This window comes from Pseudomonas sp. (assembly GCF_036404235.1).
Classification (GTDB): Bacteria; Pseudomonadota; Gammaproteobacteria; order Pseudomonadales; family Pseudomonadaceae; genus Aquipseudomonas.
The window spans coordinates 59005-81820 of the sequence record NZ_DASWOT010000215.1 but is presented as its reverse complement, the minus strand read 5'-3'; the positions used below and the strand labels follow the sequence as shown (position 1 = coordinate 81820).

The 22816-nt window shown below is 58.3% G+C and carries 21 protein-coding genes and 2 pseudogenes; 16 read left to right on the top strand and 7 right to left on the bottom strand.

Annotated features, from left to right (window positions below):
• The 4 genes from VGC62_RS27350 to VGC62_RS27335 all read left to right on the top strand — a co-directional run bounded on the left by VGC62_RS27350 (position 1) and on the right by VGC62_RS27335 (position 4315).
• Positions 1 to 366 (top strand): Rieske (2Fe-2S) protein, encoded by a 366-nt coding sequence (locus tag VGC62_RS27350; protein WP_331190193.1) that lies wholly within the window; start codon positions 1 to 3, stop codon positions 364 to 366.
• A gap of 15 nt (positions 367 to 381) precedes the next feature.
• A complete protein-coding gene (locus VGC62_RS27345) occupies positions 382 to 1299 on the top strand; it encodes an alpha/beta hydrolase (RefSeq protein WP_331190192.1) in 918 nt (305 codons plus the stop codon).
• Between the two features lie 53 nt (positions 1300 to 1352).
• A complete protein-coding gene (locus tag VGC62_RS27340; protein ID WP_331190191.1) occupies positions 1353 to 3275 on the top strand; it encodes an NAD(P)/FAD-dependent oxidoreductase in 1923 nt (640 codons plus the stop codon).
• 107 nt (positions 3276 to 3382) lie between these two features.
• Positions 3383 to 4315 carry a LysR family transcriptional regulator gene (locus tag VGC62_RS27335; RefSeq protein WP_331190190.1) on the top strand — a complete coding sequence of 311 codons (933 nt, stop codon included), beginning with the start codon at positions 3383 to 3385 and terminating at the stop codon, positions 4313 to 4315.
• A 50-nt stretch (positions 4316 to 4365) separates the two neighbouring features.
• Here the strand turns inward: VGC62_RS27335 and VGC62_RS27330 are convergent.
• Positions 4366 to 4524: pseudogene (locus VGC62_RS27330) on the bottom strand (FAD-dependent oxidoreductase); the annotation flags it as partial.
• Between the two features lie 199 nt (positions 4525 to 4723).
• On the opposite strand from VGC62_RS27330, the gene VGC62_RS27325 reads away from it, so the two are divergent.
• The 3 genes from VGC62_RS27325 to VGC62_RS27315 all read left to right on the top strand — a co-directional run bounded on the left by VGC62_RS27325 (position 4724) and on the right by VGC62_RS27315 (position 8445).
• Positions 4724 to 5488 (top strand): glucose 1-dehydrogenase, encoded by a 765-nt coding sequence (locus VGC62_RS27325; protein WP_331190189.1) that lies wholly within the window; start codon positions 4724 to 4726, stop codon positions 5486 to 5488.
• 473 nt (positions 5489 to 5961) lie between these two features.
• Complete coding sequence (locus tag VGC62_RS27320; protein WP_331190188.1) at positions 5962 to 7155, top strand: MFS transporter; 1194 nt, start codon at positions 5962 to 5964, stop codon at positions 7153 to 7155.
• A gap of 102 nt (positions 7156 to 7257) precedes the next feature.
• Complete coding sequence (locus tag VGC62_RS27315) at positions 7258 to 8445, top strand: MFS transporter (protein ID WP_331190187.1); 1188 nt, start codon at positions 7258 to 7260, stop codon at positions 8443 to 8445.
• Positions 8446 to 8448: 3 nt separating this feature from the next.
• On the opposite strand, the pseudogene VGC62_RS27310 reads toward VGC62_RS27315, so the two are convergent.
• A pseudogene (locus VGC62_RS27310) lies at positions 8449 to 8859 on the bottom strand (IS110 family transposase); the annotation flags it as partial.
• Between the two features lie 53 nt (positions 8860 to 8912).
• The gene (qhpR, locus tag VGC62_RS27305; protein ID WP_331190186.1) at positions 8913 to 9962 is read right to left on the bottom strand and encodes an AraC-like transcriptional regulator QhpR; all 1050 of its coding nucleotides are present in this window, start codon (positions 9960 to 9962) and stop codon (positions 8913 to 8915) included.
• A gap of 387 nt (positions 9963 to 10349) precedes the next feature.
• Between qhpR and VGC62_RS27300 the strand changes: the two genes are divergently transcribed.
• The 3 genes from VGC62_RS27300 to VGC62_RS27290 all read left to right on the top strand — a co-directional run bounded on the left by VGC62_RS27300 (position 10350) and on the right by VGC62_RS27290 (position 14060).
• Entirely contained in the window at positions 10350 to 11789 is a 1440-nt protein-coding gene (locus VGC62_RS27300; protein ID WP_331190185.1) for an APC family permease, read from the top strand.
• A gap of 175 nt (positions 11790 to 11964) precedes the next feature.
• Entirely contained in the window at positions 11965 to 12849 is an 885-nt protein-coding gene (locus tag VGC62_RS27295) for a phytanoyl-CoA dioxygenase family protein (protein ID WP_331190184.1), read from the top strand.
• 2 nt (positions 12850 to 12851) lie between these two features.
• Positions 12852 to 14060 (top strand): aminotransferase class III-fold pyridoxal phosphate-dependent enzyme, encoded by a 1209-nt coding sequence (locus tag VGC62_RS27290; RefSeq protein ID WP_331190183.1) that lies wholly within the window; start codon positions 12852 to 12854, stop codon positions 14058 to 14060.
• Between the two features lie 295 nt (positions 14061 to 14355).
• Here VGC62_RS27290 and VGC62_RS27285 read toward each other — a convergent pair whose 3' ends face one another.
• The gene (locus VGC62_RS27285) at positions 14356 to 14634 is read right to left on the bottom strand and encodes a LysR family transcriptional regulator (RefSeq protein WP_331190182.1); all 279 of its coding nucleotides are present in this window, start codon (positions 14632 to 14634) and stop codon (positions 14356 to 14358) included.
• Between the two features lie 88 nt (positions 14635 to 14722).
• A complete protein-coding gene (locus tag VGC62_RS27280; RefSeq protein ID WP_331190181.1) occupies positions 14723 to 16186 on the bottom strand; it encodes an efflux transporter outer membrane subunit in 1464 nt (487 codons plus the stop codon).
• Between the two features lie 184 nt (positions 16187 to 16370).
• On the opposite strand from VGC62_RS27280, the gene VGC62_RS27275 reads away from it, so the two are divergent.
• From VGC62_RS27275 to VGC62_RS27255, 5 genes are all read left to right on the top strand, one after another.
• On the top strand, positions 16371 to 16976 hold the full coding sequence (locus VGC62_RS27275) for a TetR family transcriptional regulator (protein ID WP_331190180.1): 606 nt from the start codon (positions 16371 to 16373) through the stop codon (positions 16974 to 16976).
• Between the two features lie 77 nt (positions 16977 to 17053).
• Entirely contained in the window at positions 17054 to 17845 is a 792-nt protein-coding gene (locus VGC62_RS27270) for an IclR family transcriptional regulator (RefSeq protein ID WP_331190179.1), read from the top strand.
• Positions 17846 to 18201: 356 nt separating this feature from the next.
• Positions 18202 to 18402 carry a hypothetical protein gene (locus tag VGC62_RS27265; protein WP_331190178.1) on the top strand — a complete coding sequence of 67 codons (201 nt, stop codon included), beginning with the start codon at positions 18202 to 18204 and terminating at the stop codon, positions 18400 to 18402.
• Positions 18403 to 18412: 10 nt separating this feature from the next.
• On the top strand, positions 18413 to 19336 hold the full coding sequence (locus VGC62_RS27260) for an efflux RND transporter periplasmic adaptor subunit (protein ID WP_331190177.1): 924 nt from the start codon (positions 18413 to 18415) through the stop codon (positions 19334 to 19336).
• A gap of 64 nt (positions 19337 to 19400) precedes the next feature.
• Positions 19401 to 21419 carry an FUSC family protein gene (locus VGC62_RS27255; protein ID WP_331190176.1) on the top strand — a complete coding sequence of 673 codons (2019 nt, stop codon included), beginning with the start codon at positions 19401 to 19403 and terminating at the stop codon, positions 21417 to 21419.
• Here the strand turns inward: VGC62_RS27255 and VGC62_RS27250 are convergent.
• On the bottom strand, positions 21403 to 21573 hold the full coding sequence (locus tag VGC62_RS27250; protein ID WP_331190206.1) for a hypothetical protein: 171 nt from the start codon (positions 21571 to 21573) through the stop codon (positions 21403 to 21405). The genes VGC62_RS27255 and VGC62_RS27250 overlap by 17 nt on opposite strands.
• Here VGC62_RS27250 and VGC62_RS27245 point away from each other — a divergent pair.
• Positions 21517 to 21687, top strand: a complete 171-nt coding sequence (locus tag VGC62_RS27245) for a LysR family transcriptional regulator (protein WP_331190204.1) — start codon at positions 21517 to 21519, stop codon at positions 21685 to 21687. The two genes, VGC62_RS27250 and VGC62_RS27245, sit on opposite strands and share 57 nt — an antisense overlap.
• Here the strand turns inward: VGC62_RS27245 and VGC62_RS27240 are convergent.
• On the bottom strand, positions 21677 to 22816 hold the full coding sequence (locus VGC62_RS27240) for an FAD-binding oxidoreductase (protein ID WP_331190175.1): 1140 nt from the start codon (positions 22814 to 22816) through the stop codon (positions 21677 to 21679). The two genes, VGC62_RS27245 and VGC62_RS27240, sit on opposite strands and share 11 nt — an antisense overlap.

Here is a 22816-nt window from a genome sequence, read left to right as displayed (position 1 = left end):
GTGGCGAATATTTGGCTGTGCGCCCTCGATCAGGTACCCGATGGTGGAGCACTCGGGCTTGAGGTGACGCTGCGAGGCCAAGCCACTGCCTTGATCGCGGTGCGGCGGGGTACGCAGGTGTGGGTCTACCGCAACCGCTGCCCGCATTTTTCCATCCCGTTGGACTATCAACCGGGGTCGTTCAGCACCTATCAGACGCAACTGCTGATGTGCGCGCACCACGGGGCGATGTTTCGTTTCGAAGATGGCCACTGCATCGATGGCCCGTGCGAAGGCGCGCATCTGGACAGCGTCCCGGTGTACCAGCAGGACGGTTTGCTGTGGTTGGCCGAGGTTCAGAACGCACCCACGAAGGTGCACCCATGACAGGAGAGCAATGCTATGACGCTTGATGTCGAGTCTGCCCGATTGCTTGAGCAATTGGCCGAGAGCGGCCTGAAACCGTTTCATTTGATGAACCCCTACGAGGCTCGTGAAGTCATGGCGAGCCTGCGCCCGGAGGCCGTGGGACCGACCATGCACAGCGTCGAGGAGGTGCAATTGGGTGGGGCGCGCCTGCGTGTATTGACGCCCAGCGCCTCGGTACGCGGCGCCATCCTCTACCTGCATGGCGGGGGCTGGGTCGTGGGTGGGCTCGACGACTTCGATCACTTCGCTCGCCAGCTGGCGCACCGTACTGACTGCACCGTCGTCCTCGTTGATTACCGGCTGGCCCCGGAGTTTCCTTTTCCGGCCGCCCTGGATGATGTCGAGCGCGCCGCACAATGGCTCGTGGCTCATCGCGAGCAGCTCGCCGGCTCGGCCAACGGACCACTGATCGTCGCGGGCGACAGTGCCGGCGGCAACCTGGCGGCCGTGTTCGCCCAGCGTGCTGCTCAGCGTGGCCAGTTGCACTGGGCCTTGCAGGTGTTGATTTATCCGGCCACCCAGGCGGATCTCGACGGGCCAGGTTATCTCGACCCGCAACGGCAACTGCTGCTGACCCGTGAGGACATGCGTTGGTTCTGGGATCACTACCTGCCGGATGCCAACGAGCGCCAGCAGGTTTCGGCATCACCGCTGGCGGCAAAGGACCTGCGTGGCGTGCCACCGGCGGTGGTGCTGACCGCGGAGTTCGATGTGCTGCGTGACGAAGGTCAGGCCTACGCCGACCGGCTGGCGGAGGCCGGCATCGTTGTGAGTGAACGCTGTTTCAGCGGGCAGATGCACGGCTTCGTGACCATGCCGTTCCTGAGTGCCAGTACCGAAGCGCTGGATTGGCTGAGTGACCAGATAGAACCCTGGTTGCAGACCGTTTAAGCCTTGTACGACCGATCGACAATATCCCGACAACAAGAATAAGAGGTTTACCCATGAGCACCTATAACACCACTGTGGCTTCCCTTGAGTGTGATGATGAAACCCTGCGTGGGCACCTGCAAGGGGCCGACATTCCGATCTTGCTGATGACCGTCGCGCACCTGACTGGCGACCTCGATGTGCTCAAGCCCGACTGGAAGCCTGTCGTTGCCATGGGCGTGGCGGGAAGCGGGATGAGCGCCGAGGTCGAAGCCGAGGTGCGAGAGTTCTGCTTGCAAAAACTATTAGCCTTTCGCGACAGTGGACTGCCCGTGCCAGTGCGGCCGACTAGCGACCAACTTCACGCCATTGGGACCTGGCTGATGGGGCCTGTCATCGAGCCCTACCTACCTCTGGTCGCCGAGGAACTCGTGACGGCCGAAGAAGACCCTCGCGCCCCTCGCTGGCATAAGGAGCATGTGGCCGCCGGCCGTGACTTCAAGGTGGTGATCATCGGCGCGGGCGAGAGCGGCATGATCGCAGCGTTGCGCTTTAAGCAGGCCGGTGTGCCTTTTGTTGTCTATGAGAAAGGCTGCGATGTCGGCGGTACCTGGCGCGAAAATACCTACCCGGGTTGCCGCATCGACATCAACAGTTTCTTCTACAGCTTCTCCTTTGCCCGCAGCATCTGGGACGACTGTTTCGCCCCCGGCCCACAGGTATTCAGCTACATGCAGGCGGTGGCGCGGGAGAAAGGCCTGTACGAGCATATCCAGTTCAATACCGAAGTCACCGACGCCCATTGGGATGAAAACAAACAGCGCTGGCAACTGCTCTGCCGCGACAGTGCCGGGCAAACCCATGTCGACAGCAACGTGGTGGTGTTCGCCGTCGGGCAACTTAATCGGCCGATGATCCCGGCCATTCCTGGCAAAGAGACGTTCCAAGGCCCGGCATTCCACTCGGCGCAGTGGGACCACAACGTCGACTGGAGCGGCAAGCGCGTCGCCGTGATCGGCACGGGCGCGAGTGCTGCCCAGTTCATCCCGCAATTGGCCAAGACCGCCGCCGATCTCAAGGTCTTTGCGCGTACTACCAACTGGCTGCTACCCACGCCCGACCTGCACGAGAAAATCTCCGACAGCTGCAAATGGCTGCTCGCCAATCTGCCCAACTACAGCTTGTGGTACCGGGCGGCCATGGTCATGCCGCAGAGCGTCGGCTTTCTTGAGGATGTCGTGGTCGATGTCAATTACCCACCGACCGAAGTCGCGGTATCGGCGCGCAACGATCAATTGCGCCGGGACATCAGTGCCTGGATGGAGCCGCAGTTCGCTGACCGGCCGGACCTGCGCGATGTGCTGATTCCGGATTCTCCCGTCGGCGGCAAGCGCATCATCCGTGACAACGGCACCTGGATCTCGACGCTCAAGCGCGACAACGTCAGCATGATTCGCCAGCCTATCGAGGCGATCACGCCCAAGGGCATCTGCTGTGTCGACGGCACTGAACATGAGTTCGATCTGATCGTCTACGGCACCGGCTTTCATGCCTCCAAGTTTCTTATGCCGATCAACATCACCGGGCGCGACGGCCTGGCGCTGCACGAGGTCTGGAAGGATGACGACGCTCGCGCCTACATGGGCATGACCGTGCCGGGCTTCCCCAACATGTTCTGCATGTATGGCCCCAACACCGGGCTGGTGGTGTACAGCACCATCATCCAGTTCTCCGAGTTCACCGCGACCTACATCGTCGATGCCGTGCGGTTGTTGCTGGAAGGCGGGCACCAGAGCATGGAGATCAAGCCGCAAGTGTTCGAGAGCTACAACCAGCGGGTCGATCAGGCCAATGGCTTGCGTGCCTGGGGCTTCTCCAGGGTCAACAGCTGGTACAAGAACAGCAAAGGGCGGGTCACCCAGAACTTCCCGTTCAACGCAGTCGAATTCTGGCGCCGGACCCACGAGGTAGAAGCAACCGATTACCGCCTTTCCTGATCGCCTCGCTGGTGGGATGCCAGGCACAGCCGTACTATGCAACGGCAGGCTGTGCCTGATTCATCCAACATGTGCGCCAGCCAATAATTATAAGAAGAGGGGAGGTCATGGATCGTCTACTCATTACGGAAGCTTTCGTGCGCGTGGCGCAGACCGGCAGTTTCGCCAAGGCGGCGGAGCAGTTGGGCGTGACCCGTTCAGTGATTACCCATCGTGTGCAACAGCTTGAGACGTTCATCAATTCGCCGCTTTTTCATCGCAGCACCCGTCACGTCCGTCTCTCGGATATCGGCGAAGCCTATTTTCAGGAATGCGCCGACATGGTCGCCGGCTTTCACGGCCTGACCGAAAAAATGCGCAATCAACGTTCCAACCTTACGGGTCAGTTGCGCGTCCAGGTGCTGCAAGGATTCGCGATCGATCACTTGGGCCCTATGTTGGCGGAGTTCACTGCCATGTATCCCGAGATCGAGTTCGATGTGGTGGTCAACGACCGTGTGGTCGATCCGATCGAAGAGGGCTTCGACATTGCCTTCCAGATGTTCCCGCCGCTGGCCGAGCGTCTGGTGGTGCGCAAGCTGTTCAACGTGCATCGGCTGTTCTGTGCGTCTCCCGCGTATTTGCGCGAGCATGATGCTCCCGAGCATCCCCAGCAGCTCAAGGATCACCGCATTGCCCTGTACGGTGGCTATCCATCACGCAATCGCTGGCAGTTCACTCGGGGAGAGGAGTGTGTCGATCTGACCTTGCACGGTCAGGTGCGTTCCAGTTCGGTCCATCTGTTGCGTGATTACGCCCTGAGCGGGGCCGGCATCACCTGCTTGCCTACCCTCATTGCCAGCAACGAGCTACTCAGCGGGCGACTGGTGCCGATTCTTGTCGACTATCGCTTGTCATCCTTCGATTTCGCTGCCGTGTATCCCGAAACCCAACGTCGGGCCCTCAAGGTGCGGACCTTGATCGACTTTCTGATCGCGCGCATCGGCGATGCGCCGGAGTGGGACCAGGCATTGCTGGATCGCGGGATCCTGAGTCACTGACAGCGAAGGATGGTTCGCCGCCCTGGCGATAAAAATGGAGTGTCGGCGTTCGCATGCGCTCCCAGGTAATGATTGAGCAATTGACGGTGAAAGCGCTCCGCCTGTTCGGTAGTGTCGAGAAACAGGCAGTGCTCTGCCGCTCTCTGTGTACCGAAATCGTTGGTTTTGCTTCCTATCGCGATGACCAGGTAGTCGTAAGACAAGCTTCGCTGCGCGATGCAGCTTCGGCCAGATACGGGCAGATTTTAGCTTGCAAAGCATGTTTCACATTATGGTACAGATGACTGCATTGTGATACAAACGTCTTTCGGCACTGAGACAGTGACGCCGAAATGGGGACCGGGAATCCCCCAAGATGTGAAGAGCGCATCTCAACTGAACCGCAACGACTGATGAGGTTGAACGAACATGAGCGATGAGCTGCTTGATTTTACCGGTCAGGTCATCTTGATCACGGGTGGGAGTACTGGTATCGGCCGCGCTACAGCATTGGCGTTCGCCAAACGGGGCGCGAAAGTGGTCGTGGGCGATGTTAGCGAGGAAGGTCAAACGACTATTGAGTTGATCAAGGCCGCCGGTGGTGAGGGGTTGTACGTCAAGACCAACGTCGCCGATGCCGCCCAAGTCCGAGCGCTGGTGGACACCACAGTGAAGACTTACGGCGGTTTGCACTGCGCGTTCAATAATGCCGGGATCTTGCCGCCGACATTGCCCTTGGCAGAACAGGATGAGGAAACGTACGACCGCGTGATGGCGGTAGACGTCAAGGGCGTGTTCCTGTGCCTGAAATATCAGATCGGGCATATGTTGAAGGCGGGCGGCGGTGTCATCGTCAATACCGCATCGGTCGCTGGCGTTATTGCCGATCGTGGAATGGCGCCTTATGTCGCGGCAAAACACGCCGTTATCGGTCTGACCAAAGCTGCAGCGGTCGACTACGCCAAGTCAGGGATCCGGGTCAACGCACTGGCTCCCGGCTTGGTCGAGACACCAATGACTCAGCGCTGGTTAGCAGATCCCACTATGCGTGGCGAGGTACTCTCAGGACCACTAATGGGGCGCCCTGGTACACCAGACGAATTGGCCAATACTGTCCTTTATCTGTGTTCGCCGATGGCAACGTTTGCGACGGGCCAGGTTTTCATTATTGACGGCGGCCAAACGAGTCATTAATGCCCTAGAGGCCTGGTGTAGGAGTACCGCTGCGTTTTATGAGCAAAATAGCGATGCCGAAGTGACAGTCTGATCTGCTGAACTTCAGGACACTGTCCCTCTCATTAGCATGAGCCTGCACCTGTGTGCCCATGTGTTGCTCAAGGTGGGGCAGTGTCGGTTGTGCTGTAAGCGCAAGGCAAAGTCATCGACCCGATCCTTGACGTAAGGGCTAGGATCACCATGCGGCAATGACCTTTTACACCTCGCTTTTCAAAGATCAGGTGGCTCAAGAAGGCCTGCAACCGGGCGTGTCGATCGCCAGAATCGCTCTGTGATACGGCGATTGAGACGAATTGTCGAACTCCTTGAATGAAGGGGTACTGTTTGCTAGCATTTTGCGCAGACATTGCGCTATCGAGTGCTTTGCGTAAGCGTTAACGTCAACCAACGCACACACGGGATTAACTCGTCCCCAGTTGTGCGTGGTACTTATGATCAATTCATCTTCGGCCGTTCGTGCCGGACACTCTCTATTCGCCTCATCCCTGCTAATTGGCATTTTGCTAATCGCCGCGAATTTGCGGGCACCGATTACCTCGCTTGGGCCAGTTCTTGACCAAGTGCAGCAGTATTTTTCCTTGAGTGGCGCTGCTGCCGGTCTTCTGAACGCCCTGCCTTTGCTGATGTTCGCTTCTGCCTCGCCGCTGGCTCCTTGGCTGACGCGACGTTTTGGATTGGAGCAGGCGTTGTTTGGTGCGCTGTGCCTTATCGCAATCGGCTGCATCATCCGTTCCAGTGGTACTTACACTGGCCTATGGTTAGGAACGTTGCTCATTGGTGGAGGCATTGCCACCGCAAATGTGCTGGTTGTTCCATTGGTCAAGAGAGACTTCCCAAGTCACGCAGCTCTGTGCGTTGGGTTATATGCCGCAACCATGGCCCTGATGGCTGCACTGGCCAGCGGCCTTTCAGCTCCGTTGTCGGTGCTTACCGGCTATACATGGAAGATTTCCCTTGGGGTTTGGTTTGTCCTTGCCCTTGTAGCCATCGCATGTTGGTTGCCGCACTTGAAGCGCGCTCGTGGCCGGGCTCCTGCTGCACCACCTGCTGCAAGTAAATCAGTGTGGGGAAGCGCCATCGCCTGGCAGGTGTCGATGTTCATGGCACTGCAGACGGTTACGTTCTACACCTTGATTGACTGGTATCCCGCCATGGCGAGTTCGGTCGGGATTGGTGCCTCGGAATCGGGTGCTCATCTCTTTGCCTATCAAGCCATTGCCGTCGTCGCCAACCTGTCTACTTCCATTGCCATCAAGCGCCTGAAAGATCAGCGTCTGCTGGGGTTCGTATGCTCGCTGGCGATCACCGTTGGCATGGCGGGTCTGGTCTGGGCACCTGCCTTGTCTTTGATCTGGTTATTGTTCGCCGGGGTGGGGGCAGGGATGTCGATGGTCACGTGCCTGACATTATTCGGTCTACGGGTTCGTGATCACCACCAGGCGAGCTCGTTGTCGGCCATGGCCCAATGTGTAGGCTATGGCTTAGGATCGGTGGGGCCGTTCCTGGCCGGTTGGCTACATGGTGTTTTCGGCACCTGGCAGGTATCGCTGTGGTTGCTGTTATCTGCGGCGTGCCTGCAGATTGTCTTTGCGGTATTGGCCGGTCGTAATCGATTTATTGAATAAGCCAATCCGGACGGCGCAGGGAGAACGGTTCAAGGCTCTCCCAGTGCCGCTGTGCTGTTCATGCCCTTCACTTTTTTGCTCCCTTGAGAACAGGCTACCTCCATGTCCATTCAGCAAACCCCCGATATTGTCCTGCCCGCGCGCTCCGCTGCCAAAATGGAAGCCGCCATGGCCGTTGGCAGCTTTGCCATTGGCACAGGCGAGTTCGCCATCATGGGCCTGATGCCCGACATCGCGAGCAACCTGCACCTGAGCGAGCCGCAGGTCGGTCATGCAATCAGTGCTTACGCCTTGGGGGTTATGGTGGGCGCGCCACTGCTAGCCATCCTTGGTGCCAAACTGCTGCGCAAGCACCTGTTGATGCTGCTGATGGCCCTGTATGCCGTGGGTAACCTGGCGACGGCCTTTACCCCGACCTACGGCACCCTGATGGCGTTTCGTTTTATCAGCGGTCTGCCCCACGGTGCCTACTTCGGTATTGCCGCTGTGGTGGCGTCCAGCATGGTGCCAGCCAACAAGCGGGCCGGCACCGTGGCGCGGGTGATGATGGGGCTGACCCTGGCGATGCTGCTGGGTAACCCCATCGCTACCTTTCTGGGGCAATTCTTTGGCTGGCGCTCGGCCTTCGCGCTGGTGGGGCTGATTGCAATCACCACCATCGCCCTGGTGTGGCGCTTCGTGCCCGATCGCCACGACGAGCCGCGCAGCGACCCGCATAAAGAGATGCGCGCCTTCAAGCAGCCACAGATCTGGATGGCTCTGGCCATTGGCGCTATAGGCTTTGCCGGCATGTTCTGTGTGTTCAGCTACCTGGCCCCGACCATGCTGGACGTGACCCGCGTGACGCCAGAGTGGATTCCCTTTGGCCTGGCGGCGTTTGGCGTTGGTGGCATCATTGGCAACATAGTGGGGGGCAAGCTTTTCGACCGCCTACAGTTCCGCGCAGTGGGCCTATTACTGGTGTGGTCGATGGCGGTGCTGTTGTTCTTCCCCTTTGCTGCGGGTTCGCTATGGGGAGTGATGCTGGGCATTGGGCTGGTCGGTACTATGGTGGCATTGGCTGCTCCGCTGCAGATTCGCTTGATGGATATCGCCCATGAGGCACCTAGCCTCGCAGCGGCATCGAACCATGCGGCATTCAATCTGGCGAACGCGCTGGGACCGTGGTTTGGCGGGATGGCTATTACTGCTGGATTGGGTTGGACGAGTACCGGGTATATTGGTGCGGCTACCGCTTTGGTTGGGCTGGGCGTATATCTGGTGGCACGACGGATGAAGGATGGCGATTAATCTGCCACTGATAATCGCGCGCAGAATCTTCATGCCGGTCGCCCCGGCAATATTGCTGATCACATTGGCGAGCTGGATATTCATCTGGCTCAATGCCTTTTGAATACGGTTGAGCGCCTGCGCCTGGTCACGGACTTTATTGGCACGCTGGCGCACCAGCGAACGCATTGAACAGATGGCATCCGAAGGTCCAAAGGCTCCACGTAGAAAACCATGGCTCATCAGTTGCCAGATCCACTGGCAATCCAGTACATCGGATTTGCGGCCCGATATCTGCCGGGTGACCCGCGAATTGCCCAGATAAACGTCAAACCCACGGGCGTCCAGCACCTTAAACAATGGAATCCAGTAAACCCCGGTCGCCTCCATCGCAACGGCGCTGACATCTAAAGATGTGAGCCTGTCGGCCAAAGTGACGAACTGACCGCAAAGTGCGTGACGCCGCTTTGTGCCTGCCCACCCAGAGGCTAGGCCAGCCCGCGTTGCAACTCACGCCACTGTCTGGGCGACATCCCGTGCCAGCGCATGAAGGCCCGGGAAAATGTGCTGACCTCGGTGTAGCCCAGGCGAAACGACAGCTCGGAGATCGACAGGCGCTCCTCTTGCAGATAGGTGTGAGCAAGCTCGCGACGGATCGATTCAATCAGTTGCTTAAAGCATTCCCTTTCTTCCTTGAGCCGCCGTTGGAGGGTCCAGGTTGGCACGCGGAGGCGCTCGGCGATTTGGTCCAGGCGCGGCTCCCCGTCCGGCAGCAGCCCGAGAATCTGTTCTCTGACCTTTTCCACCAGGCTCGGCGCAACGGGGGCCATGGCTGGGCGCAGCTGTTGCATGCTCTGCTTGATAATTGCCAGTAGCTGGCCGTCGGAGTAGGGCATCGGTTGACACAATTCGGTGCTGCGAAAAAGGATCGCATTGCACGGCATGGCGAAGCGCACTTCGGTGCCGAATGCCTCGCTGTGCGCCTGCCAATCGCCTGGGCGCGGATGTTCGAAATGAATTTCCAGCGCAGCCCACTCTGGGCCCAGGGCCAGGCGCATGACGTTGCAGAACTGCGTCAGCGATAGCTCGGCATCCTGCCGGCGGCTGGTGATCGCGGCGTCCTGCAGGCGGTATTCCAGGCGGCAGATCCCTTGCGCTTCGCATAGGCGCAACAGGCTGCTTTGCTGGTACACCGGAAAGTACTCGACCATGTTGCGCAGGGCCTGGCCCAAGTTGGGCGAGGAGGTCGCCAGGTAGCCCAGCAGCCCCAGCGACTGAGGTGCAAATTGGTGACCGAACCACAGGCCGAAGTTGTCGTTGTGGGTGCGCCGGACAGCGTCATCCATGGCGCGGCACAAGCCGAATAGCGGAATGGGCGCACTGGGTTCCAGCGGGTCTGTGCCAAGCCCGGAGCGGTGCAGTATGCCTTGTGCGTCAGCACCCTGGTGCTCGATGAACTCGGCGAAGCCGCTGATCGCAGTGGCCATTACCGTGGGCCCGGCGCTGCGGCGGGGGCTAGGGGAGAGCATTTGGGTCATAGGGGGTACTCGAGCCGTGGAGCGGTGATCGGTACTTCTGGCTGGATGTGTGCAAGGCTTGTGCCTGACCGCCTGGTGCAAGACATAAATGCGTCGTGACACCCCTCAAAGCACACCATCACCGCGCCGGTTTTCTGTATTCCCCTAACAACAATCTGTTCGCTGCTGCCAAGAACTGCGCTCTGCTCATGGCGATAATCATTGCGGTACACGTTAGGGTCTGTTGACGTTTCGTTGTGGCTCACAACGAAACGTCAACAGACCCTAGGGCCAGCGTCGCAAGCGGTCCTCGCGCACACCTTTCCAGCCATTTGGCTGCTGCCCCGTTGCGTATTTCCGATCAACTCGAACATCTGGGCCATGACCATGAGAGAACCATCCGCAAGCATGAGATCCACTGAACCACCGACTCGGACGGACGGCTTGAAGGGATCGCTGGGCGTCACCTCGATAGTGCTGATGGTGGTTGCCACCGCCGCGCCCTTGACGGTGATGGTCGCCAACACGCCATTGATCATATCTATGGGTAATGGTGCTGGCGCGCCCTTCGATGCGTTGGTGGCGACCATCGTGATGCTGCTGTTCACCATAGGCTTCGTCACGATGTCCAAGTACATCAAAAACGCGGGTGCCTTTTACGCCTACATCCAGAAGGGCCTGGGCCGCACCGTCGGACTGGGTTCGGCGACCATGGCACTGATCTCCTACTTCCTCATACTGATCGCCCTGCAGGCGTATATCGGATATGCCCTCAGCGACCTTGTGAAGAACTTCGTCGGGCTACACATCCCATGGTGGGTAATGTCGCTGGCGATGATTGCCGTGACCGGCGTGCTGGGCTACCGACACATCGAGTTGAGCACCAAGTTCCTCGGCATTGCCTTGATACTGGAGATTGGCATCGTGCTGCTGGTGAACCTCTCGGTATTCATGGACCACGGCGTGGCCGGCATGGACACCACACCCTTTCACCCCAGCACTATCATGGCCGGCTCGCCGGGGCTGGGCATCCTGTTTGCGATCTTTAGCTTCATTGGCTTTGAGGCTACGGTGATTTTTCGCGAAGAAGCCCGTGATCCAGAACGCACCATTCCTAAAGCCACTTACCTTGCTGTATTGATCGTTGGGGCTTTCTACGTCGTGTCGATGTGGTTTGAAGTGATCGGCTTCGGCGCCGCCAATGTGATGAAGATAGCGACCGATCACCCTGGCGACATGTACCTGATCCTCACCGAGCAGTATCTGGGCAAAGCCTTTCAAGACGTCATGCAGGTGTTGCTGGTGACCAGCCTGTTCGCCTGCATGCTCTCGCTGCACAACATCGTGGTGCGCTACCAGTACGTGCTCGGCCGCTACGGCGTGCTCCATCGTAACCTGGGCAATGTGCACCCCGAGCATGGTTCGCCGCACGTGTCGTCGGCTACTCAAACCGTCGCTTCGTACGTGTTCCTGGGTCTGCTGATCGTGCTGGGCATGGACCCGGTGACCCAGATCTATGCCTGGGGCGCTACCACCGGAACCCTGGGCTACATGGTCATCCTGTCGCTGACCTGCGCTTCGGTAATGGTGTTCTTCAAGCGCACGCAAAACGACACGCGCATTTGGAACACCGCCATTGCGCCAGCCGGGGGCCTGATCGGGTTACTGGCGTGCCTGTGGATCGCGCTGTCCAACTTGCCGTCACTGGTGGGTGGCGACAACGCCAACAGCGTCGCAATCGGGATGGTGCTGGTGGTTGTGCTGTCGTTCGTCATCGGTTACGTCGCGGCCATTGCCATCCGCAAGGGCTCGCCGAGCCGCTACGAGCTGCTCAAGGAACTGGCCTGAGTGCCTGGCACAGGCGTTGATATGAAGGATTTCTTCGCCACCACGGTACGGGTCACCGTCGCCAGCACGGGAATCGCCTGAGCATTGTGGTCGACGTTGGCCAGACCCTACCCGAAGCCCCCGGCGCATGAGCCGGCTCATTGATTCACTACCCATTTACACAGCGAGGTGACCTATGTTGGTCCGACTCCCCAACACCGCAACCTGCGCCGAAGTGGCGGCCGCTCTCGGCGAACACGGCTATGTGATCGTCAACGAACTGGTCTCCAACGAGCTAATGGATCGCATCCAGGCGCAAATGGCCGAGCACGTAAAGGCCAGCCCTTACGGTGGCGATAACTTCCTGGGCAAGACCACTCAGCGCACCGGCTCAATGATCGCCCGTTCGCCGGCCGCGCGGGAAATAATCATGAACGAGGTGGTGCTGGGCACTGCCGCGCTGCACCTGGCCAAGGCCTCGACCTTCCAGTTGCACTTGACCCAAGTGATCACGGTACACCCCGGCGCACCGGCACAGATTCTCCATCGTGACGAGTTGGCTTGGGATTTCTTTCCATTTCCAGAGGACTACGAGGTGCAGTGCAACCTGCTGTGGGCTATGAGCGACTACACCGAGGAGAACGGGGCCACCCGCATAGTGCCCGGTAGCCATCGCGCAGGGCCCGGCCAGAAGTACCAGCAGCAAAACAGTATCCCGGCGGTGATGAAGCGCGGCTCTGCGTTGTTCTACACGGGCAAGATTTATCATGGCGCCGGGCAGAACCGCTCCACCGGCGTACGCCAGGCGCTGAATATCACCTACGCCGTGGGCTGGGTGCGCCAAGAGGAGAATCAGTACCTCTCGACCCCGCTGGAATTGGCCCTGACGCTACCGGATGACTTGCTCAAGGTCATGGGCTATCAGTGCGGTAGTTTCGCCTTGGGGTATGCACGCGATTTCGAAGATCCCCTCGCGGTGGTGCGCGGCAGTACTCAGCGCAAGACCACCGGGTTTGATGCGCTCAGCGCGACTGCGAACGTCGATTCCGACCAATACCGCCAAGCCCTGGCCGAGGAGTGAGAATGAGCAGCCTCATCGAACGGCAGTTGCTAGAGCGCGCTGCTGCTGTGATACCTGGCACCATTTACGGACACCAGAACACCTCTACGCACTGGCCCGGTGCGCCGCAGTTTTTCAGTCGGGGTGAGGGGGCCTATATCTGGGACGTGAACGGCAAACGCTACATCGACCTGCTCTGCAGCTATGGACCGATCCTGCATGGCCATCACCATCCCAAGGTAGAGGAAGCGGTACAGCGCCAGATGCGCCTGGCAGACTGTCAGAATACTCCGTCGCCGTTGATCGTCGATTTGGCCGAACGCATGGTCTCGATTGTTGAACACGCGCAGTGGGCGATGTTCATGAAAAACGGCACCGATGCCACCACTCTGGCCCTCACCGTAGCCCGAGCCGCCACCGGACGTAACAAGATTCTAGTCGCCGAAGGCGCATACCACGGCGCCGCCCCCTGGTGTACGCCGAGCTTGCACGGGGTAGCCCCGGCCGACCGTGCCCACCTTATCTATTACCGCTACAACGACATCGCCAGTATCGACCAGGCCCTCGCCGAGGCCGGCAACGACCTGGCCGGGATCATCGCCTCGCCGTTTCGGCATGACGCCGGGCTGGTGCAGGAACTGGTAAACCCGACCTTTGCCCGCCATCTGCGCGCCCAGTGCGACCGTAACGATGCTCTATTGATCCTGGACGAGGTGCGCTGCGGCTTGCGCTTGGCGTTCGGCGGCAGTTGGCAGCCATTGGGCGTAATGCCCGACCTCAGCGCTTGGAGCAAGGCCCTGGCCAACGGTTACCCGCTGTCCGCTCTGCTTGGCAACGCTCGCGCCAGACAGGCGGCGACCGAGGTGTTCGCCACCGGCTCGTTCTGGTTCAGTGCCGTGCCGATGGCGGCGGCCCTTGCCACGCTGCAAGTGCTGGAAGAAGAGGACGGCGTGGCGCGCATGCACCGCAGCGGCAGCGCACTGGTTGCAGGCTTGCTCGACCAGGCGCGGGTCCTTGGTTTGCCTGCGTCGGTGACCGGGCATCCCACCATGCCGTACTTGTGTTTCGAGGGGGAGGTTGACCGGGAAATGACTACCCGGTTTGCCCAGGGCTGCGCGCAGCGTGGGTTATACGTGCATCCGCGACATAACTGGTTTGTCTCCACCGCCATTGATGAGAAGTTGCTGGATGAGGTGCTGGGGATTACGGGAGAGGTGATGGGCGGGCTATAGGGGACTTGAACCCCATCCGGGTAGAACCCAGTCCGGTGACGGATACCCATTTCGCCGCCATGGATGGCAAGGCATACGGCCCGCGACGTGACGGCTAAATCGACTTTCAGGTACGTGCCCTGTTTCAGCAGCGACATCGCCCGTTTGGCGTCGTCAGGACTCATGGCACCGTTAAGCGTACCGTCTGGCAGGGTTGCCCCGTCACTGATAGATCACCACTTGCCGTCTGACGGGCTGAATGTTGCCAGGAATCAAGAGCATGGCCGCCTGGTGGCCATTGCGCTGAGTGCATTTTTCAGCACTGCCCCAGGATCGCCTCGATCGTTCTGATTGCAGGCGCTAGCTTACGAGCGATGTCGTGCGCTTTGGCAGTCGGTTCCATGCCGTTACCCATTCGTTCGAACAACGGATCGCCAAAACGCGCACGCAACCGCGCCAGCGAGCCACTCACCGCCGGCTGGCCGACGCCAAGCTTGAGCGCCGCGCGCGAAACATTTCGTTCATCGTAAATAACCATAAAGACAACCATCAAATTGAGGTCGATCTCGGCAAAGATTCGGAGATTGATTTTCATGGGCGTCAGCGTGAGCATCGTTTGGGCTATCGGTAACCAATGGCATCCTGTCTCGAAAACCTAGGGTCATATCAACGTTCTCATTCGGCTATTCGAGATGGGCATCGGAATGCCTGGCACTGGCAAGTTGCGTGTCGTCCCAGCCGCCGCCCAGGGCGCGGTAGAGCTGGACCTGACTTTGAAGCTGCAACAAGCGGTTGGAAGCGAGTTCTTCGCGCGCCGCAAACAGATTGCGCTGGGCGTCCAGGACGGGCAGGAAGTTATCGACGCCGTGCTGGAAGCGATTAAGTGCCAGATCCAGATACGCGCTGTTGTCTTGCACCAGATCGCGGTGCGCTTGCAGTTGCTCGTCGTAGACTCCCGCTGAGGCCAGGCCATCGGCGACTTCACTGAAGGCGACCTGGATGCTCTTCTCGTAGGCAGCCACGCGGATATCTTTCTGGATTTCTGCGTAATTGAGATTCGCCTTCAAACGCCCCCCATTGAAGATCGGGATATTGATCTGGGGGATGAACGTCCATTGACCCTGACCTCCGGCGAACAGATGGGACAGCTGTGCACTGGCCACGCCAGCATTCGCCGTCAAAGTGATGGAGGGGTAGAACGCTGCCCGCGCTGCACCGATGTTGGCATTTGCGGCAATCAAGTCGCGCTCCGCTGCTCTGACATCAGGCCGTTGCCGCAATATGTCTGCGGGTAAACCGGCCGGAATGGAGGCGATCATCCGCTGCGTCCAATCGCCGTTGTCAGGCAGATTGCCGGGTATGTGGGTGCCGACCAACAGCGCCAAGGCGTTCAAGTCATGGGCGACCCTGCGAGTGTAGGACAGGGTCTTGGTGCGTGCGGTGTCTACAAGAGTGCGTGCCTGACGCACGCTCAGGTCAGAAGTCGTGCCGGCAGAGCGGGCGGACAGCATCACGTTGAGCCCATGGATGTAAGTGTCCATTGTCGATTGCGCGATCTGCAGCAGTTGCTGGTCTGTCCGCCAGGTTAGGTAAGCGCTGGCGACACTGGCCACCAGACCCAACTGAACGCTGTGCTGGGCTTCTTCGGTCGACAGGTAAGTCTGCAGGGCGCTCTCGTCCAGGCTCTGGATACGTCCAAACACGTCCAGCTCGTAGGACGCGACGCCGACATTGAGCTCGTAGTCGCCATAGGTCCCGTTCTTCCCGGAAATCGCCCGATCTGCCGGAAGGTGTTGTTTGCTGCCTGAGCCATTGACGTCAACGGTGGGTGACAACTCAGAGCGCTGAATGCGATACAGCGCTCGGTAAGCATCGACATTCAAGGCCGCCTGGCGCAGGTCCCTGTTGTTGGTCAAGGCCAACCCGATCAACTGGCGCATGGCCGGGTCGCGAAAGAATTGCTGCCAATGCAGGTCAGCGATGAATTTGGCGCTGTTGGCCGCACCCACTGATGAGGCTTTATAGCCCGGACCTTGAGGCCAGCTCTGATCCACCGGCGCTTCGGGCCGATGGTAAGCAGGGATCAAGCTGCAACCTTGCAGGCTGGCGCCCAGCAGAATCGCAACAATAAGTGCTTTCAACTTCATGGTTCTTACCTGATTTTTTTGAGGATGTGGACTGCCAGCTTGTATGCAAGGAACTTGGTGTGTACCGTAATGCGAGAAAGTGTACCATAATGCGGCCCACCTGCAATGCTCGGTTTTTGCGATGCCGAGGTGTGTGGAGGCTGAATGACATCCACCGGGTGCACAGGATCAGGTAACGATTGTCATGGCGAGAAAAACGGTTGAAGAGTCAGAACAGACGCGTATCAGGTTGATGGCGGCGGGCACACGGATGTTCGCCGAGTACGGTTACGCCTATTCGACGCTTGATGACATTGCGAAATGTGCAGGTCTAAGTCGAGGTGCGGTTTACTGGCATTTCAAGGGGAAGGGGGATCTGCTGCTGTCGATCATGAACGCCTCGGTATTGCCCCTGGAGGAGTTCTTCGTGAAAGCGAATGATCCGCCGCAAGGTTTCGAGCATTTCGCTCGCGCACTCAATGACACGCTCAACGTCCAACACCACCGAGACTTCTGCACCATCTTGTTGAAAGATGGCGAAATCGGTGCGCCGGAGTGCCCCGTGGTGCTCCGTTGGCGCGTGGCGCAGCATAACCTGCGGACCCAACTGACGTTGCTCTTGACCGCTTTGGACTGCATGTCGACGCAGCGCACAGCGGTCCAGTTAAATGAGCTGGCTCATCTGATGGCCTTGTCCATAACCGGCCTGGTCACTGAGTCACTACACAGTCCCGATTCCACCGAGACATTGACGGGGCCGTTCGTTCATACGTTGCACAAACTGCTCAGTGGCGGCGCCGTCCTTGCCTGATAGCCCGAAATCGACAGCGATAAATTTGCGAGCTGTTGCCGTTAGGGATGTAATGCTTTTTTTTCTGGAGTGATCCAATGTCTGATTCAAGCGACCCGGTCGAGAGTAAGCAACCCAGCATCCAGGTCATCGCCCGAGCAGCCGCCATTTTGCGTGCGCTTGGGAACAACTCTGGCGGGCTGAGTCTTTCGGCGATCGCGAACATCGTCAAATTGCCGCGCTCCACAGTGCACCGCATCATCGTTGCGCTAGAGGAGGAGCACCTGGTCGAGTCGATCGGCCCATCCGGTGGTTTTCGCCTGGGTCATGCATTCGGGCAGCTTATTCACCAGACCCAGGCCGACATCATTTCCAGTGTCAGGGAGTACCTGAACTCCTTGTCGGCGCAGGTTCGTGAGTCGGTGTGCCTGGCGACGCTGGCGGGCGCCAAGGTCAACGTCGTCGATTGCATCATTGTCGAGCGAGAGTTGCGGGTTGTCTTCTCGGTGGGCATCGAGGCTCCCGCCTATGCCACCGCAGCAGGAAAAATAATGCTGGCTGCGTTTTCCGACGATGCATTGCAAGCCATTCTTCCGAAGAAGCTTCAGCAGTTGACCGAGCACACACTGACCCGCGCCCAGCTCATTGCCCAACTGCAAGACGTTCGTCAGTCTGCCGTCGCGGTGGATGATCAGGAACACATTGAAGGCGTCTGCACTTTTGCCGTGGCGCTGGAGACTTACCTCGGAAATTACTCCATCAGCATCATCGCCCCAAGCATCCGTGCCGGGCGTAATGGTGATACGTACAAAGCGGCGCTGATGGACTGCAAGCGCGAGATCGAGAAGAAGATCGGTCGCATGTCCAAGGGCGCTGTGGCAAGTCGTTAAATTCTGTTCGGCGGCGCGGCGTTAGCAGTTTTACTGCTTGTTGCGGCACTTCCGGTGTCGGCATTCCCCCTGATTTCAAACCCCTTATGCGTCGGCCCTGACTGGGCCGGTCGCAGCATTTCTGTGTCTGCGTTTCGTTGATCCATGCGAGAACCGGACAGAACGCAAAAATTAGAAAGATGCCGAGTTGTCTCGTATGGCGGGATACTGTATCGTAATACGAGATTGATCGTGGTCGTCCCCTTGCTGGCTCATTAGCCCCCTGTTGTCCGCCCCTGGCCCATCCTCTTTAGGAAAGGGGGGCGTCGGATGATCGAGTTTTGCGTATTTAGCCTTTAACCAGAGGATCGCCTGTTATGCCGCTGCACGAAGTGAGTTTTCAGGGATTGCTGGTCAGCCCGATATTCATGATGGTGCTGATTGCCGCCGCCGTGACTGTTGTGACCAGCCGAATTGTGGATCGGATCATTCCCTATTCAATGCAACGCAATGAAAGTTTGCTGGGCATGCTGCTGTTCATGTTGATCCTCGCGGGGCTGGTACGAGTTACTTTCTGAGAGACGAAAAATGAAAAGAGTCGCAAATATGGCCATGACGCTGTTGCTGATTGGCGCCATTGTCGTAGTCCTGGTTTACATCTGGGACAGCTACATGTACACGCCCTGGACGCGCGATGGCAGGGTCCGGGCCGACGTCGTTAATATCGCTCCCGATGTATCGGGTTGGATTGATGAGTTGCATGCGCAGAACTCCCGTGAAGTTAAAACGGGCGATGTTTTGTTTACGGTTGATCACGCGCGCTATCAAGTAGCAGTCGATCTGGCGCAGGCACAATCGGACAGTGCCAAAGTGGGCTGGGATCGGGCGACCAACGTCTATAAACGCCGGACACAAATGAGTGCCGATGCCGTGAGTCGTGAAGAGGTCGATACGTCGCGTCTGGACATGATGGAAAAGCAAGCCAGCTACAAACAATCAGTCGCTGTACTGAACAGCGCGAAGATTGACTTGGAGCGAACCACTTATACCTCGCCAGCCTCCGGCAAGATCATCAACCTTGAACTGGAAAAAGGCGACTACGTTAATCGTGGTGTGAATCGCCTGGCCTTGGTCAAAGACGACAGTTACTACGTCACCGGCTATTTTGAAGAGACCAAAATCCCCGGTATCAAGATCGGCGACAAGGTCGAAATATGGCTGATGGCCGGGACTTTGAAGCTCGAAGGTCATGTGGAATCAATCGACAGCGGTATCTCCAACAGTAACAGCACGCCGGGCAATCAGATGCTTCCAAGTGTCGAGGCGACTTTCGCCTGGGTGCGCCTGGCCCAGCGAATTCCCGTCAACATCAAAATCGATCAGGTACCTGAAGGTGTCAATTTAAGCTCTGGCATGTCGGCCACGTTGAAAGTCGTTGTGCCAGTTGGTGATCAGCGTGACCAGCGATCGGTTATTCATGCTTTCAGCGAAAACGTAAAATCGTTGTTGTAGGCTCCGGCGCGATTTTCTTCAGATAGCAAGTGCAGCACCTTTGTGCAAAGTCGAGGCAAATTTCATGGCTCCTACAGCGCTGGATTCATTCCTGTTAGGTAATAAGGTCGCCGTCAAGACCGGTATCAAGATCTCTGTTTCGGTCCTGGGCGCGTTGTTCATTGCCTTGTTGATGAACTTTGAACACCCGGTCTGGGCCATGATCACTGGGATGATTTCGTTTTTCGCGCCGGACCATGCGCAAGTGCTGAAGAAGTGCCTGTTCCAGTGTTTCAGCACAGTGCTGGGCGGGATTCTTGGCGTGGCGGTGATGAACTTTTTCGGCCAGAGCCCGCTCATGGCAGCGTTGTCGGTCGCCATTATTGTCTTCATAGCCTCCGCGCTTTCCTACCATACACGCGATGCCAACCGTACTTTTCTGTGCGCGATCTTTGCGGTGACCGTTTGCATCATGGTCATGGTGACGGTGACGCTAGTGCCTACCAGCGAAGAGATTTACGAAATTTTCGTTGATCGGATCGGCACTATCATCGTCGGGATTGTCTGGGCATCTTTTGTCAGCGCCTGCATCTGGCCGATGTTCAGCTCGGACTTGTTGCGCCTGTCTTCAGGGCGCTTGTTCAAATCGGTGTTTGCCCTCAATACGCAGTTCGGATCGGACCCTGAGCAGTTCCGGGTACGACTCTCGGCGGTATTCAGCGGCATCATCGAGCACGCGGACCTGGCTGACCATTGCGAGTTCGAGGGTGCATGGGGTAGACGGGGCGCCCAGGTTGCCCGGGAAATGAACAAGCTGGCGATCGAGGTCACCACCGACTCGTATGCATTGCAGCAACTCGAGCCGGTGTATCGACAACGGTTAGCCGTTGAGCTCAATGAGCTTGAGCACCTGGTTGACGTCCTGGCGCACCAGGCGATACCGGCGGGGGGCGATCTGTATCGGTTGGAAACCTTTATGGAAGATGTCCGCGAGCGTAGCGAACAGCTGGCCCATGAGGATGGCGAGCTGAGCATGTTATTGGGCAAGATCGCTGATCTGGCTCAGCACCTCAAAGGTTTTGCGCAGTTGTATGCGAGCTTGATAAAAGCTGAAAAAGTCAACGTCAAAGGGATCACTGTCCGTCGTCACCGGCAGCTATCCAATTGCTTGATTACCGGGGCCCGCTCGGCGCTGCTGTTCCTGCTGGGATTTGCGTTCTGGTACGCAACCGATTGGACTTACGGCTTTTTGATGTGCATCGTTCCGATCGTGTTCAGCATCGTGCTGGGCAAGGCTCCGCACCCGGAGTTAATCCTCAAGAACATCGCCATCGGTTTCTTTGTCGCCATTCCCGTGGGGATGGTGGTCATGAGTGTGTTGGCTCAAGCGCCGAGCGCCGTCGAGCTGCTTCTGCTGACCAGTGGGGTGGTGCTGTTCTTTGGCTTCATGGGCTTATCCAGCCTGACCAGCTTTACGTATAGCCTGGGCTTCAATATCTCTTTCATGGTGTTCCTGCTGCCAGAAAGCATTCCGTCAGTAGACATCGGTTTTGCGATTGAGCGTTCTCTCAGCATGGGTCTGGGGACTATTGCCTTGGCATTTCTGTATATATGGCTGCCTAGAAAGCGGATTTTGAAAAACCCGGCTCGGGTCAGTGAAGTATTCGAGCACGACCTGGATCGCTTCCTCACCGATAGTTCGGTAGAGCGAACCTCTTCGGTGGTCCTTGCCGATCGCGTTGGTCTGATCATCGACAAGATGGTCTATCTCTCGATCTATGAAGCCCCTGAGAAGAAGCATCAGTTGATCGAGCAGGCTGGGCGGGTGATCTTTCTGATGAGTCAGGTCCGGCATGTCAGTGCATTCGTCGAGGCGAGCAATCTTTCGCCGTCCGGCACCAAGGCGCTGCCCCAATGGCGCGCCGAACTGCTGGCCAATTACAGAAACGATACTAATCGTGATGAGCATCCGTTGGTCACCGAGATCGACAATGGGGCGCTGACGTCGTCACCTGCGGTTGATGATTCCGGTGGCGCGCAACTATCAGGTTACTTGCTGTCCATGGATCGACTAACCCGTCGCGTGTTTACTCCGCACGCTTGATGCTGCATTTAGTGAGGTAGTGGATATGGATCGGTTTCAGGCCATGCAGACGTTCGCTCATGTGGTAGAACAAGGCAGCTTCAGCAAGGCATCGTTGGTGATAGGCGTGGCGACGCCGACCCTCTCGCGTCAGCTCCAGCAATTGGAAACTCATCTCGGGGTGGCGCTCCTCAATCGCACCACCCGTCAACTGAGCCTGACCCCTGCGTATTCTGATCGATGTCGAGTTGGCGGAGAAATCCCTGGCAGGCCCGCCCTTACGGCCTAACCCCCGACAACCGGGCAGGTGAAAAGACATCCGGGTGGAGTCCTGCTTTGCACAGCTCGTCCGGCGGGGCACCCTCCAAAAACACACCGGCTGCCCATGCAGAGAGCGCAGGGGACGTCAGGATGCCGCTGCCGCCTTGCCCGGCGAGCCAGAAGAAATTTTCGTCCTGCGGACTGAAACCTACGACCTGCCGTTTGTCTGGAGCGAAGCTGCGCAGTCCTGCCCATTTGTGGGTGATTTGGTTGATGGCCAGCGTCGTCGATTCCGAGAGAAAGTGTGCCGCATAGGCGATGTCCAGTTCCTCGGGCTGTGCGTCGCAAGCCTCGCTCGGGGTCGCGTCGGCGGGTGAGACCATGATCCGCCCGGATTCGGGTTTGAAGTAAAACGCCTCGCCGACTTCGTTGACGGCGGGCAGGGTGGAAAGGTCCATGCCTTTAGGACCGTCGACGGTAATTGCCGTGCGACGGTAAGGCACGATGCGCAACCGGTCGAGACCGGCCATCGCGGCGAAATCATCTGCCCAAGCGCCCGCGGCATTGACGATTTTTCGGCAAAGCACTTCGCCCACCGGGGTTTGCAAGTGATAGATACCACCTTCACGGTGAATCGAGGTGACCGGGCTTGCGAGCTGTATTTGCGCTCCGGCCCGGCGAGCCAACCGAAGGTAACCTTGCAGCAGGCTGTCGACCTCCATGTCCCAATTCATCGGGTCGTAGAAGGCAGCTTCGACATAGTCGGCCTTAAGGAACGGCACCATCGCCAAGGCGTCGTCTGGGTGCAGCATGCGCGACTCGGGTGATGTGGACAGTATCTGGCTGAAGGCAGACGCGACCAGATGTATCCGCTCGCGCGGCGCAATGACCAGGCTGCCACGCGCAATCAGCAGATCGATGTCGGCGAACCCGGCAGGCGGATTGATCAGAAAGTTATAGGAGCTTTCGGCAAGGGTACTGACCCATGGGCTTTGGAACTGGCTGGAAAACTCCGCAGCCGAGCGGCCCGTGGAGTGATAGCCGACCTGGTTTTCCCGTTCGAGCAGGATCAGCGAGCGTTGCCCCGCGACTCTGTAGGCGAAAGAGGCACCGGCAATGCCGCCACCGATGACGGCGACATCAAAAATCTGAGACAT